At 67.4% G+C, this 12,448-nt stretch carries 11 protein-coding genes; 9 read left to right on the top strand and 2 right to left on the bottom strand.

Going from position 1 to position 12,448, the window contains the following annotated elements; all coding sequences use genetic code 11:
* The first annotated feature begins 2 nt into the window (after positions 1-2).
* Both QFZ23_RS18540 and QFZ23_RS18535 read left to right on the top strand, forming a co-directional pair.
* The gene (locus QFZ23_RS18540; RefSeq protein ID WP_306925162.1) at positions 3-1,337 is read left to right on the top strand and encodes a geranylgeranyl reductase family protein; all 1,335 of its coding nucleotides are present in this window, start codon (positions 3-5) and stop codon (positions 1,335-1,337) included.
* A 9-nt stretch (positions 1,338-1,346) separates the two neighbouring features.
* Positions 1,347-2,447 carry a polyprenyl synthetase family protein gene (locus QFZ23_RS18535; protein WP_306925160.1) on the top strand — a complete coding sequence of 367 codons (1,101 nt, stop codon included), beginning with the start codon at positions 1,347-1,349 and terminating at the stop codon, positions 2,445-2,447.
* A gap of 455 nt (positions 2,448-2,902) precedes the next feature.
* Here QFZ23_RS18535 and QFZ23_RS18530 read toward each other — a convergent pair whose 3' ends face one another.
* Positions 2,903-3,325, bottom strand: a complete 423-nt coding sequence (locus QFZ23_RS18530; protein ID WP_306925158.1) for a hypothetical protein — start codon at positions 3,323-3,325, stop codon at positions 2,903-2,905.
* Positions 3,326-3,339: 14 nt separating this feature from the next.
* The gene (locus tag QFZ23_RS18525) at positions 3,340-4,011 is read right to left on the bottom strand and encodes a trimeric intracellular cation channel family protein (RefSeq protein WP_306925156.1); all 672 of its coding nucleotides are present in this window, start codon (positions 4,009-4,011) and stop codon (positions 3,340-3,342) included.
* 60 nt (positions 4,012-4,071) lie between these two features.
* Between QFZ23_RS18525 and QFZ23_RS18520 the strand changes: the two genes are divergently transcribed.
* The 7 genes from QFZ23_RS18520 (at position 4,072) to QFZ23_RS18490 (ending at position 12,445) form a co-directional block, all read left to right on the top strand.
* Complete coding sequence (locus QFZ23_RS18520) at positions 4,072-4,824, top strand: sirohydrochlorin chelatase (protein ID WP_306925154.1); 753 nt, start codon at positions 4,072-4,074, stop codon at positions 4,822-4,824.
* 145 nt (positions 4,825-4,969) lie between these two features.
* Positions 4,970-6,709 (top strand): nitrite/sulfite reductase, encoded by a 1,740-nt coding sequence (locus QFZ23_RS18515; RefSeq protein WP_306925153.1) that lies wholly within the window; start codon positions 4,970-4,972, stop codon positions 6,707-6,709.
* Positions 6,710-6,735: 26 nt separating this feature from the next.
* On the top strand, positions 6,736-7,491 hold the full coding sequence (locus QFZ23_RS18510) for a phosphoadenylyl-sulfate reductase (protein ID WP_306926931.1): 756 nt from the start codon (positions 6,736-6,738) through the stop codon (positions 7,489-7,491).
* A complete protein-coding gene (gene cysD / locus QFZ23_RS18505) occupies positions 7,488-8,435 on the top strand; it encodes a sulfate adenylyltransferase subunit CysD (protein WP_306925150.1) in 948 nt (315 codons plus the stop codon). The genes QFZ23_RS18510 and cysD overlap by 4 nt, the downstream gene beginning before the upstream one ends.
* A complete protein-coding gene (locus tag QFZ23_RS18500; protein ID WP_306925148.1) occupies positions 8,435-9,856 on the top strand; it encodes a sulfate adenylyltransferase subunit 1 in 1,422 nt (473 codons plus the stop codon). Before cysD ends, QFZ23_RS18500 begins: the two co-directional genes overlap by 1 nt.
* Positions 9,857-9,997: 141 nt before the next feature.
* Complete coding sequence (locus QFZ23_RS18495) at positions 9,998-11,164, top strand: RtcB family protein (RefSeq protein WP_306925146.1); 1,167 nt, start codon at positions 9,998-10,000, stop codon at positions 11,162-11,164.
* Positions 11,165-11,290: 126 nt separating this feature from the next.
* Positions 11,291-12,445 (top strand): ABC transporter substrate-binding protein, encoded by a 1,155-nt coding sequence (locus tag QFZ23_RS18490; RefSeq protein WP_306925144.1) that lies wholly within the window; start codon positions 11,291-11,293, stop codon positions 12,443-12,445.
* Positions 12,446-12,448: the final 3 nt, after the last annotated feature.

Raw genomic sequence — 12,448 nt, 5'->3', positions numbered from 1 at the left:
CTGTGAAAGTACTGATTGTTGGCGCGGGTCCGGCCGGATCCACCGCCGCGTATTACCTCGCCAAAGCCGGCATCGACGTCACGGTCCTGGAAAAGACCAGCTTCCCGCGCGAAAAAGTGTGCGGCGACGGACTCACCCCGCGGGCTGTCCGCGAGATCCAGAAGCTCGGCCTGCCGCACCCTGAGCAGGACGGCTGGCGCCGGAACAAGGGGCTGCGCCTCCTTGCCGGCGGCCGCAGCCTCGAACTGCCATGGCCCGAGGTGTCCGACTTTCCGCAGTACGGCCTGATCCGCACCCGCCTGGGCTTCGACGAGGAACTCGCCCGGCACGCCCAGGCCGCCGGTGCCACCGTCCTTGAACGGCACAGCGTGACCGGGGCCATCCGCAGCGGTGACGGCCGGGTGACCGGCGTGCGGGCAGCGATCCTGGACGAGTCCGGACGGAAGACAGGGGAGACGCTCGACTTCACCGCCGACGTCGTCCTGGCCGCCGACGGCAACTCGACCCGCACCGCCGTCTCCCTCGGTATCCAGAAGCGCGACGACCGGCCCCTGGGCGTAGCCGTCCGCACCTATTTCCAGAGCCCGCGGCACGAGGACGACTGGATGGAAGGCTGGCTGGAACTTCCCGGCCGCGACGGCAAGCTGCTGCCGGGCTACGGCTGGGTGTTCGGCGTCGGCGATGGCACGTCCAACGTGGGCCTCGGCATCCTCAACTCGTCCAAGGAATTCGGCAAGCTCGACTACAAGCAGGTCCTCCGCGAGTGGACCGCCGGCATGCCCGCCGAGTGGGGCTTCACTCCGGAGAACCAGGTGGGGGAGATCCGCGGCGCCGCCCTGCCCATGGGATTCAACCGGACCCCGCACTACTCGCCCGGCCTGCTGCTCCTCGGCGACGCCGGGGGCATGGTGTCCCCGTTCAACGGCGAGGGCATCTCCTACGCCATGGAGTCCGCCCGCTTCGCGGCCGAGTTCATTATTGACGCCAGCTCCCGTTCCGCTTCAGGCGGCTGGAACGCGTCCGACGCCGACACCCGGCTCGCGGGGTACGCGGACTATGTTCGGGAACAGTGGGGATCCCACTTCACGCTGGGGCGTGCCTTCGCAGCGCTGATCGGCAAGCCCGCTGTCATGAAGCTCGCCCTGCGGACCGGGATGCCCATTCCCGTGCTGATGCGCTTTGTGGTCCGGCTGCTGGCCAACCTGACCGACCCGTCGGCCAAGGGCTTCGAGGACCGTGTGATCCGCGTGCTCGAACTGCTGGTCCCGGCCACCTCCAACACCTCCGCCCTTGCCTCCTCCGGCGTCAAATCAGCGGTTTCCGCAACAAAAAGTTAGGGTTAACCCGTGACCAACTCCGCGAACCATAGCTGGACGCATGCCGGGCACGGCCTGCCGGACTCCGAACCCAGCCTCAACACCACCGCCATCGCCACCGGACTGCAGCTGCCGGCAGGCTTCGCGGCCATCGCGGAAGACCCCGACCTGGGTCCTGCCCTCACCACGAACCTGGCCCGGGTGGAGAAGAAACTCCGCGAAGCGATCGCCAACTCAGACCCCCTGGCTGACGCAACGTCGCGTCACCTCGTGGAGGCCGGAGGCAAGCGTATCCGTCCCCTGCTGACCCTGCTCTGCGCCCATCTGGGTGACGCGTCGCTGCCCGCCGTGGTGCAGGCCGCCGTCGTGGTTGAGCTGACCCACCTGGCCACCCTGTACCACGACGACGTCATGGACTCCGCGCCCTTCCGCCGCGGCGCCCCCACGGCCCACGAGGTCTGGGGCAACTCCGTGGCCGTCCTCACCGGCGACCTCATTTTCGCCCGCGCCTCCATCCTCGTGTCCGAGCTCGGCTCCCGCGCGCTCGGCATCCAAGCCCGGACCTTCGAGCGGCTGTGCCTCGGCCAGCTGCACGAAACCGTCGGCCCGCGCCCGGACGAGGACCCGGTGGAGCACTACCTGTCGGTGATCGCGGACAAGACCGGTTCGCTGGTGGCGGCATCCGGCCAGTTCGGTGCCATCTTCTCCGGCGCCGATGAGGCTTACGAGAACGTCCTGGTGGAGTACGGCGAGAAGGTGGGCGTCGCGTTCCAGCTCGCCGACGACGTCATCGACGTCACGGGCGTCAAGGTCAAGTCCGGCAAGTCCCCGGGCACCGACCTGCGCGAAGGCGTCCCCACCCTTCCCGTGCTGCTGCTCCGCAAGGCCGCAGCGGACGGCGACCAGTCCGCCGTCGAACTTCTCAAGCTGATTGACGGCGACCTCTCCTCCGACGAGGCCCTCGCCGAAGCCGTCGCCGGGCTGCGTGAGCACCCCGTCACGGCGGAATCCTGGGTGGTGGCCCGCGCCTGGGCGGCCGACGCCATCGCCGCGCTGGCCCCGCTTCCCGAGGGGGTTGTGAAGGCCTCGCTCTCCAGCTTCGCGCACGCTGTGGTGGACCGCGCCAGCTAGGTTTGGTGGGGCCCGGCACCCTTAAGGTGGCGGGCCCTTCTGGCCTAATCGGCTAAAACGGAACGGCCCCGGTTCCAAACAGCGTCACGAGTCATACGCTGCGCGGAACCAGGGCCGCCTCTCCGTTCGCATCAAATCCACCGGAGGCATTCAGTGGATCCAAGAAACACTCTATGACAGTTTTGTCACATCCGCCAATTCTCTTGTTAACCGGCGTGTCACACAGCTCCTGGGCCAATTCGGGCGCCTTCCTGACCCTGTTTGGCTTCCCGCGGCAACGGACACGCCAATGCGGCGCCTCACCGGCAGGAGTTGGCCGCGGACGCGGGTCACGACGGACCGGGCTGCTTTGTGCACGTTGAAGCCGGTCTGCTGTACTCAGCGGCGAGTCGCCATCCGTCGGCAGCCAAACGGGGTCAGGGCGGCGCGCCAGAGACGAAGTGGAGGCGAGGACCCTAGTCCTCGTCGTTGAAGGCCCAGTCGAACATGTCGAAGACGAACTCCGAGAAGGTGCCTTCTTCGCTCTTCCACTGGCCGCGGGCGTTGTTCCGGCGGTACACGATGGGGTCCGGGATGCTCAGGTCGCCGATGCGGAAGCCCCAGGTGAAGTTTTCCTCCTCGTCCTCGAGGAACATGAGGAAGCCTTCGTCGTCCACCTCGAGTTCCTCGGGGTCCCAGAAGTAGTGGTAAGCCTCCATTAGGTCCTCGCATCCTCCGAGCGCCAGGTAGAACTCGCGCAGCACCAGGGGAATGGTGAACTGGTGATCGGAGAGCTCCGCGTCCAACTCCTCGGCGGACAGCCCGTCCTCTTCCTGCCATTCGTCTTCGAGATACTTCGGAACAAGCGCACGGAACTTCTCGAGGAACATGTCAGTCATGGCTCTTATCCTAGCTAATCCCGGCCCCTCGAATTCCCGCTCTCGAGCCCCAGCCGGTGCCACCCGCGGACCGCCAGCGGAATGCGCCAGGAGCGGCGCCATGCCACCACCCGGAACGCGAAGACCAGGGCCGCCACTACGCACGCCGAGAGGGGATTGAAGGCGCCAAGGACCCACAGGATGGTGGTGAGTGCGGCGCCCGAGAAGGCCGGCAGTGCGTAGAGGTCCCGGGCATCGAACAGCTGCGGCACTTCGTTGGCCGTGATGTCGCGCAGCAGCCCGCCGCCCACCGCCGTCGTAACGCCGAGCAGCACGGCGGCGACGGGATTCATTCCGAAGGACAGCGCCTTGAGCGTCCCCGTGATGCAGAAGAGGGCGAGGCCGGCGGCGTCGAACAGGATGAGGAGTGAGGTGAAACGCTGGACGCTGGAGAACAGGTAGTACACCAGCCCGGTGGCCAGCAGCGGCGGCACTAGATAGGCAGGGTTGCTGAACGCAGCAGGTGGGCCGGAGTTGAGGATGATGTCGCGAATCACGCCGCCGCCCAGGGAGACCAGGGAGGCGAGCAGAAGGGACCCGAGGAGGTCGAACTGCTTCCGTGCGGCGAGCAGCGATCCGGACACTGCGAAAAAGAAGATGCCGGCCAGGTCCAGCCATGCCAGGGCGATGTCAAAAGAGAAAGTCATGGGGTGTCCCGGCATATTTCAAGGGGCGGACAGTGCAGCTCCAACGTTACGCTAGCCCCTATGAATAGCCCGATCCTGATCGCCTGTGCCCATGGGACCTCCAACGCGCAGGGAGCCGCCGAGGTCAACGCCCTCCGTGACGCCATTGCCGCGCTGCGTCCCGGGCTTGACGTCCGCGAAGCGTATGTGGACGTCCAGCAGCCCGATCTGGTGGACGTGGTGGCCGGGCTCCCCGCGGACCCCGCCGGTGCCTCCGCCGTCGTCGTTCCCTTGCTGCTAAGTGTGGGCTACCACGTGAAGGTGGACATCGCGAAGGCCGTTAAGAGCCGGCCGGGCACGGTGGCTGCGGCGCCGCTGGGGCCCGACCCCCGCCTCGCTGCCCTGCTGGACCAGCGGCTGCGGGAGGCGGGCGTTACGGACAACGACGCCATCGTCCTCGCTGCCGCGGGCTCATCCAACCCGAACGCCGCCGTCAGCGTCGAGGAACTGGCCGGGCAGCTGAGGGACCTGCGCTCCAACCGGATTGTGCCCGCGTATGGCGCCTCAGCCAAACCGTCGGTGCCGGAAGCCGTCGCCATGCTCCGCGAGGAAGCCGCGGGCGGCGCCGGGGCGGGGGAGTCGGCCGGGGGCGTGAGCGTTGGCGGGCGCGTGGTGGTGGCCTCGTACCTCTTGGCGCCGGGCTTCTTCCACGACCAGCTCGCGAAGGCCGGGGCGGACCTCGTGACCGAGCCGCTGCTGCCCTCGCCAGTGCTCGCGGAGATCGCGCTGGAACGGTACGACGCCGCCCTGGCCGCCCACGCAGTCAAGTCCTGAAAAACGCCGGGAAGCAGGCCGTCGGAAAGCACAGCCGGCGGCGCCGTTCAAGGCTTCCCGGCGAGTCATGACGAAATGTTTCCTTAGGTGACTTAGCATTTCCGGTCCTTTGTGACGTATTTCGGCGCGGCTCTACAGTCGATGCATGACTGATACAGCTCTAGCCGGAGCGTCCACGGACAAGCCCGCGCGCCCCGCCCGTGCCTCCCGACCCGCCGCCAAGCCTCACGGCCAGTGGAAGGTGGACGGAACCACCCCGCTTAACGCCAACGAAACCTGGAAACAGGAAGACGACGGCCTCAACGTCCGCGAGCGTATCGAGTCCATCTATGCCAAGGAAGGCTTCGACGCCATCCCCGGCCAGGACCTGCACGGCCGTTTCCGCTGGTGGGGCCTGTACACGCAGCGCAAGCCCGGGATCGACGGCGGCAAGACCGCAACGCTGGAGCCGCACGAGCTTGAGGACAAGTACTTCATGCTCCGCGTCCGCATCGACGGCGGTGCGCTGACCACCGAGCAGTTGCGCGTCATCGGCCAGATCTCCGTGGACTTCGCACGCGATTCCGCGGACCTCACAGACCGCCAGAACATCCAGCTGCACTGGATCCGCGTGGAGGACATCCCCGAGATCTGGCGCCGCCTCGAGAGCAACGGCCTGTCCACCACCGAGGCCTGCGGCGACGTTCCGCGTGTCATCCTCGGCTCCCCGGTAGCAGGCATCGCCAAGGACGAGATCATCGACCCCACCCCGCTCATCGAAGAGCTGGGGGAGCGATTCATTGGCAACCCGCTGCTCTCCAACCTGCCGCGCAAGTACAAGACCGCCATCACCGGCCACCCGAGCCAGGACGTGGTGCACGAGATCAACGACTGCGCCCTGGTGGGCGTCCGCCACCCCGAACTCGGCGTGGGCTACGACCTGTGGGTCGGCGGTGCCCTGTCCACCAACCCGATGCTCGGCAAGCGCCTCGGCGCGTTCGTCACGCCGGAGCAGGCCGCGGACGTGTGGCTCGGCGTTACCAGCATCTTCCGTGACTACGGCTACCGCCGGATGCGCACCAAGGCTCGCCTGAAGTTCCTTTTGGCCGATTGGGGTCCGGAGAAGTTCCGCCAGATCCTCGAGGACGAATACCTCGGCTACAAGCTCGCCGACGGTCCCGCCGCACCCAAGCCGTCCACCCCGGGCGACCACGTGGGCGTGCACGAGCAGAAGGACGGCAAGTTCTTCATCGGCGCCACCCCCATTGCCGGCCGCCTCTCCGGCGCGCAGCTGGTGAAGCTGGCGGACACCCTCGAGGCCCGCGGCTCCTACCGCCTGCGCACCACCCCGCACCAGAAGATCGTGGTGCTGGACGTGGAGAAGAACGAGGTGGAGCCGCTCGTGGCCGAACTCGACGCGCTGGGCCTGTCCGCACGCCCGTCCGTGTTCCGCCGCGGCACCATCGCGTGCACCGGCATCGAATACTGCAAGCTGGCCATCGTGGAAACCAAGATGACCGCAGCAACCGCCGTGGCCGGGCTGGAACGCCGCCTGGCCGACCTCGCAGACAGCGGCCAGCTCCCGCACGCGCTGTCCCTGCACATCAACGGCTGCCCCAACTCCTGCGCCCGCATCCAGACCGCGGACATCGGACTCAAGGGCATGATGCTCCCGACGCCCGACGGCGATCCCACCCCGGGTTTCCAGGTCCACCTGGGTGGCGGGCTGGCTTCCACCGACCGCGAAGAGGCTGGCCTGGGACGCACCGTCCGCGGCCTCAAGGTCTACGTCGCGGACCTGCCCGACTACGTGGAGCGGGTTGTCCGACGCTTCGTAGCCGACCGCGCCGAAGGCCAGACCTTCGCCGAGTGGGCCCACGCAGCTGACGAGGAGGCACTTCAGTGAGCAAGCACGCACTCGGAGTAAACCCGGTGGTTGGGTCTGAAGGGGCGGCGGCGGCATCGCCTGCCAGCACCGGGTCACCCGCGAAGCGCTCCACCGAGGAGCTGAAGGCCCTGGCCGAGGCCGGCGCCGCCGAGCTCGGCTGGGACGCCCCGGCCCGCGACGTCATTGCCTGGGTCGAGCGCAACTTCGACATGCCCGCCGTCGCCGTCGCCTGCTCCATGGCCGACGCCGTGCTGCCCGCGCTCGTCGCGGACCAGCTTCCCGGCGTTGACGTCCTGTTCCTCGAGACCGGCTACCACTTCCCGGAAACCTACGCCACACGTGACGAGGTGGCCGCGAACCTCCGCGTCAACGTGGTGGACGTGCTCCCCGAGAACACTGTGGAGCAGCAGGACCGCCTCCTGGGCAAGGACCTGTTCGCCCGCGACGCCGCCCAGTGCTGCGCCCTCCGCAAGGTGGCTCCGCTGCGCCGCACCCTCTCCGGCTACGAACTGTGGTTCACCGGCGTCCGCCGCGACGAGGCCCCCACCCGCACCAACACTCCGCTGGTGACGTGGGACGAGGCCAACGGCCTGGTCAAGGTCAACCCAATGGCCGCCTGGACGTTCGACCAGCTGGTCCAGTACTCCGACGACAACCTCCTGCCCGTCAACCCGCTCCTGTCCCAGGGCTACCCCTCCATCGGTTGCCAGCCTTGCACCCGCAAGGTGGCACCCGGCGAGGACCCCCGCGCCGGCCGCTGGGCAGGAACCAACAAGACAGAATGCGGATTACACGTATGAGCACTTTCCTAACTGAGGAGTCCACCCTGGTGACCGACGCAGCTGCCTCAACGCGCCTCTCCAGCCTGGACACCCTCGAATCCGAAGCGATCCACATCATCCGCGAGGTTGTTGCCGAGTTCGAGAAGCCGGCGCTGCTGTTCTCCGGCGGCAAGGATTCCGTGGTCATGCTGCACCTGGCCACCAAGGCGTTCTGGCCGGGCAAGGTCCCCTTCCCGGTGCTGCACGTGGACACCGGCCACAACTTCCCCGAGGTCATCGACTTCCGCGACCGGACGGTGGAGCGGCTGGGACTGAAGCTCGTCGTCGGCAGCGTTCAGGAATTCATCGACCGCGGCGAGCTGGCGGAGCGTGCCGACGGCACCCGCAACCCGCTGCAGACCGTTCCGCTGCTGGACGCCATCCAGTCCAACAAGTTCGACGCCGTCTTCGGCGGCGGCCGCCGCGACGAGGACAAGGCCCGCGCCAAGGAGCGCATCCTGAGCCTGCGCGACGAGTTCGGCCAGTGGGACCCGCGCAACCAGCGCCCCGAACTGTGGAACCTCTACAACGGCCGCCACACGGTGGGCCAGCACGTGCGTGCGTTCCCCATCAGCAACTGGACCGAGCTGGACGTGTGGCGCTACATCGAGCGCGAAAACATTGAACTTCCGGGCCTGTACTACGCCCACGACCGCGAGGTCTTCGCCCGCGACGGCATGTGGCGTGCGGTGGGCGAGGTGTCCCAGCCGCTGCCGCACGAGGAAGTCATCACCAAGACCGTCCGCTACCGGACCGTCGGTGACATGTCCTGCACCGGCGCCGTCGAATCGGCCGCCGCCACCGTGCGCGACGTCGTGATCGAAGTTGCTGCCTCCACCATCACCGAACGTGGCGCCACCCGTGCGGATGACCGCATCTCCGAGGCCGCCATGGAAGACCGCAAGAAGGACGGCTACTTCTAATGACTACCGACATTGACACCGCCCGCGCCGCGGCGCTCCTGGACGAGGCCCCGCTCGCTTCCGCCTCGCTGTTCCGCTTCGCCACCGCAGGATCGGTCGACGACGGGAAGTCCACGCTGGTGGGCCGCCTCCTGCACGACTCCAAGGCCATCCTCGCCGACCAGCTCGACGCCGTTGCCCGCACCTCGGCCGACCGCGGCTTCGGCGGCGACAAGGGCGGCATTGACCTGGCCCTGCTGACCGATGGCCTGCGTGCCGAGCGCGAGCAGGGCATCACCATCGACGTCGCCTACCGCTACTTCGCCACGGACCGCCGCAGCTTCATCCTCGCGGACTGCCCCGGGCACGTGCAGTACACCAAGAACACGGTGACCGGCGCGTCCACCGCGGATGCCGTCGTCGTACTCATTGACGCCCGCAAGGGTGTCCTGGAGCAGACCCGCCGGCACCTGTCTGTGCTGCAGCTGCTGCGCGTGGCCCACGTGATTGTGGCCGTGAACAAGATCGACCTCGTGGACTTCAGCGAGACCGTGTTCCGCGACATCGAGGCCGACGTGCAGCAGGTGGGCCGCGAGCTGGGCCTCGGATCCGATGGGATCACCGACCTGCTGGTGGTTCCGGTTTCCGCGCTCGACGGCGACAACGTGGTGGAGCGCTCGGAGCGTACCCCCTGGTACACCGGCCCCGCGCTGCTCGAGGTGCTCGAGACGCTGCCCGCCGCCGATGAACTCGAAAGCCACCTGGAGAGCTTCCGCTTCCCGGTGCAGCTGGTCATCCGCCCGCAGGGTGCGCTGGCACCCGACGCCGTTGCCGGCGGGCTCGACGTCGAGAAATACCGCGACTACCGTGCCTACGCCGGACAGATCACCGAGGGTTCCGTGAAGGTGGGGGACAAGGTCAGCGTGCTGACCCCCGGCCAGGACCCGCGCACCACCACGGTCACCGGCATCGACTTCGCCGGCGCCTCGCTGGAGGAAGCCTCCGCCCCGCAGTCGGTGGCGATCCGTTTGGCCGACGAGTTCGACGTCGCCCGCGGTGACACCATCGCCGCCGCAGGCACGGTCCGCGAAAGCTCGGCCGACCTGTACGCGCAGCTATGCTGGCTGTCCCCGAAGCCGCTCCGCGAGGGCGCCAAGGTCCTGGTCAAGCACGGCACCCGCACCGTGCAGGCCCTGGTCCGCAGCGTCAACGGCAAGCTGGACCTTGCCACCTTCAACCTCGAGGGCGCATCCAGCCTGGAGCTCAACGACATCGGGCACGCTCAGCTCCGGCTCGCCGCCGCGCTGCCGCTCGAGAACTACCTGCACCACCGCCGCACAGGCGCGTTCCTGGTGATTGACCCGCTCGACGGCAACACCCTCGCCGCCGGCCTGGTCAAGGACCACCCGGGCGACCACGAGGACGAGCGCTACTCGATCTAAAGTCTGTGCACTGAGGTCGCCGGAAACGTGCGAGATCGCCGCAAATTTGCGGCGACTTCACACGCTTCCGGCGACCTCGCTGTTTCCGGGCCCTTGCCGCCCCACGCCCGGCCCACCATCATCAAGAGTGGGAGGCGAAGCATGGAAACCATCACCAGCCGGCTCATCAACTGGGCATCGATCCTGGACGACAGGACCCGTGAGCAGGCACTGACCACCTCCCGACTGCCCTTCATCTACCCGCATCTGGCCCTGATGCCGGACGCGCATCTGGGCAAGGGAGCAACCGTGGGGTCCGTCATCCCGACGCTCGGCGCGATCATTCCGGCCGCCGTCGGCGTGGATATCGGGTGCGGCATGATCGCGGTGCGGACCCAGTACAACCTTAAAGAGCTTCCGCGGGACCGGAAGCCGCTCCGCGAGAACATCGAGCGCGCCATCCCGCTGTCCGCCGGCCACAACAACCGCAAGGTGACGGCCACGGCGCAGCCACGCATCGCCGAACTGCACAGGCGGGCCGAAAAGGCCGGGTTCAACCCCGCACAGTACGTGGCGAAATGGGACCTCCAGCTTGGCTCCCTCGGCTCCGGCAACCACTTCATCGAGGTGTGCACGGACGAGACCGACGCCGTCTGGCTGTTCTTGCATTCCGGCTCACGCGGCATCGGGAACAAGATAGCCCAGCACCACATCAAGGTGGCGCAGGGCGTGGCACGGGACAAACGCATCACGCTGGAGGACCCGGACCTCGCCTACCTGGAGGAGGGCACGGCGGCGTTCACCCGGTACATCAAGGAGCTGCGCTGGGCCCAGCACTTCGCCCTGCTGAACCGCGAGGAGATGATGGACCGCCTGATCCGGCAGTTTAGTGACTGGGTCGGTGGAGCAGTCAAGGAGACCGAGCGGATCAACTGCCACCACAACTTCACCCAGCAGGAAACGCATTACGGGAAGTCCGTCTGGGTGTCGCGCAAGGGCGCCATCAAGGCCGAAGCCGGCGACCCCGGCCTGATTCCGGGGTCCATGGGAACGGCGTCCTACGTTGTGGAGGGACTCGGCAACACGACTTCCCTGAACTCCTCGCCGCACGGTGCCGGCCGGGAGTATTCGCGTAATGCCGCGCGCAAGGCCTTCTCGCTGGCGCAGCTCAAGGAGGCCATGCACGGCATCGAGTTCCGGGCCAGCGAGGCGTTCATCGACGAGATCCCGGCAGCCTACAAACCCATCGATCAGGTCATGCGCGACGCCGCGGATCTGGTGAAGGTGCGGCACCGGCTTCGCCAGCTGGTCAATGTCAAGGGGGATTAGCCCCGAAATTCCAGGGGCCCGCGGGTAGGCGGATTTTTGTGGCCGAATATGACGTTGCATGAACCTGCGTGACCCCGGGTTTCCGCTCCGTTGAACCCCGTTTATGCCAGTCCCTATGGTGAATCCATGAGTACTTCCAGGCCGGGCATGACCCGCATTGTGGCCGGCGAAAGCCAGACGCCCAAGCGCCGCCGCGCCTTGGAAGTCGCGCTGGCCGTCGGCCTCGTCCTGCTGATCAGTGTGGGTGCCGTTGTTGCGTCGGCCGTGGCCCGGGATTCCAATGCCTCGGCGGCCCCTGACGCAGCGGGCAGCCCCGCGGCCGAGCTGAAGCTGGGCTACTTCGGGAACATCACCCACGCGCCGGCGCTGGTCGGAGTGAAGCAGGGCTTCATCGCGAAGGAGCTGGGCGACACTAAGTTGAGCACCCAGGTGTTCAACGCGGGCCCGGCCGCGATCGAGGCGCTGAATGCCGGCGCGATCGATGCCACGTACATCGGCCCTAACCCTGCCATCAACTCGTTCGTCAAGAGCAAGGGCGAGTCCATCAGCATCATCGCCGGGGCAGCCTCCGGCGGCGCGCAGCTGGTGGTCAAGCCCGAGATCAGGACCGCGGCCGATTTGAAGGGCAAGACCCTGGCCTCCCCGCAGCTGGGCGGCACCCAGGACGTGGCACTGCGCGCCTGGCTGGGTAAGCAGGGCTACAAAACCAACACCGACGGCGGCGGGGACGTTGCGATCAACCCCACCGAGAACGCCCAGACCCTGAAGCTGTTCCAGGACGGTAAGCTCGACGGCGCGTGGTTGCCTGAGCCGTGGGCCTCCCGTCTGGTGCTCCAGGCTGGCGCGAAGGTACTGGTGGATGAGAAGGACCTGTGGGACGGGTCGCTAACGGGCAAGCCGGGCGAGTTCCCCACCACCATCCTGATCGTGAACAAGAAGTTCGCTGCGGAGCACCCGCAGACTGTCGAGGCGCTGCTCAAGGGCCACGTCGAGGCCGTGAAGTGGCTCAACGACGCCCCGGCCGCCGAGAAGGCCGCCGTCGTCAACGCCGCCCTGAAACAGGACGCCGGCAAGGCATTGGCCCAAAATGTCGTTGACCGTTCGCTGAAGAACATCGTGTTCACGGTGGACCCGCTGGCGGGAACGTACAAGAAGCTGCTGCAGGACGGCGTGGATGCCGGCACCACGAAGCAGGCCGACCTCAACGGCCTCTTCGACCTCCGGGCGCTGAACTCAGTGGCCACGGAAAAAACCACAGCTGCAGGGCTGGGCCAGGACTAGCCC

It is taken from the genome of Arthrobacter globiformis (assembly GCF_030818015.1).
GTDB classification, from domain to species: Bacteria; Actinomycetota; Actinomycetes; order Actinomycetales; family Micrococcaceae; genus Arthrobacter; species Arthrobacter globiformis_C.
Note: the sequence above shows the minus strand (reverse complement) of the source record. Positions and strands in the feature narration are given on the sequence as shown.

Bases quoted from the DNA above. Each gene is read 5' to 3' on its own strand.
- QFZ23_RS18530 (WP_306925158.1), bottom strand. From the start codon at position 3,325: ATGACTGACATGTTCCTCGAGAAGTTCCGTGCGCTTGTTCCGAAGTAT.
- QFZ23_RS18525 (WP_306925156.1), bottom strand. From the start codon at position 4,011: ATGACTTTCTCTTTTGACATCGCCCTGGCATGGCTGGACCTGGCCGGC.
- QFZ23_RS18520 (WP_306925154.1), top strand. From the start codon at position 4,072: ATGAATAGCCCGATCCTGATCGCCTGTGCCCATGGGACCTCCAACGCG.
- QFZ23_RS18515 (WP_306925153.1), top strand. From the start codon at position 4,970: ATGACTGATACAGCTCTAGCCGGAGCGTCCACGGACAAGCCCGCGCGC.
- cysD (WP_306925150.1), top strand. From the start codon at position 7,488: ATGAGCACTTTCCTAACTGAGGAGTCCACCCTGGTGACCGACGCAGCT.
- QFZ23_RS18500 (WP_306925148.1), top strand. From the start codon at position 8,435: ATGACTACCGACATTGACACCGCCCGCGCCGCGGCGCTCCTGGACGAG.
- QFZ23_RS18495 (WP_306925146.1), top strand. From the start codon at position 9,998: ATGGAAACCATCACCAGCCGGCTCATCAACTGGGCATCGATCCTGGAC.
- QFZ23_RS18490 (WP_306925144.1), top strand. From the start codon at position 11,291: ATGAGTACTTCCAGGCCGGGCATGACCCGCATTGTGGCCGGCGAAAGC.